1 pseudogene is annotated in these 701 nt (G+C 42.2%); it reads right to left on the reverse strand.

Annotated features, from left to right (window positions below):
• Positions 1 to 115: 115 nt before the first annotated feature.
• Positions 116 to 383 (reverse strand): annotated as a pseudogene (locus tag JFN88_RS25970) (helix-turn-helix domain-containing protein); the annotation flags it as partial.
• Positions 384 to 701: the final 318 nt, after the last annotated feature.

Below are 701 nucleotides of genomic sequence, written 5' to 3' on the forward strand. Positions count from 1 at the left end.
GTAACAAAAATAATAGAAAGAATTGCCGCCGCTGTAATAATATCATCTTCTTTCTCTAAAAAATCTTCGGATTCTATGACGGAGTGTCAAGCTAAGTGCGACAGTTTTCCCAGAAAGACCAATTCTTCTCCAGCTTCTCACGCAGCTCTGAGCCTGACTCTGGCGTGAACTTACCTGTCGGCATACTCGTGTTCTTCGCTCTTGACTAGCTTCCTGTACGGTCGTAGCTTCGTAGCATTCCTCGTGCTGCCCGTGTGCGATCTCTCGTACAATCGTCGAGTGATGGCGATCAGTTGGATCGCGATGGCTCTCGTCGACCAGCCTAGCCGGTGTAAGGTCTCTAGTTGTCCGCGTTTCATTATGCTAAGATGAGAGTAGCTTATATTTGGTTCTCCTGTAGAAAATGGTTTAGTTGTGGTGACTTCCATTTTACACGAATCCACTCATGGATTTCTTTATTTTAGCTGTCGCACTTCATATTATAATCCGTCCAATATTTTGATTACCTCACCTTTTACTTTATGCTCATACAATCCTGTAATTCCTTTATTCCTAGTTTAATCAATCGATTTTCAAAAGATCATCCTCTACCTCACCATTTAATGAATAGAATATACTGTGGATCGGCTACACTTAGTTGGACAGAGAATATAAGGGCTAGTAGAATGAGCAGATAAGATGAAGGAGCGGATCTACTATGC

It is taken from the genome of Paenibacillus roseus (assembly GCF_016424485.1).
In the GTDB taxonomy this organism is placed as follows: domain Bacteria; phylum Bacillota; class Bacilli; order Paenibacillales; family Paenibacillaceae; genus Paenibacillus_D; species Paenibacillus_D roseus.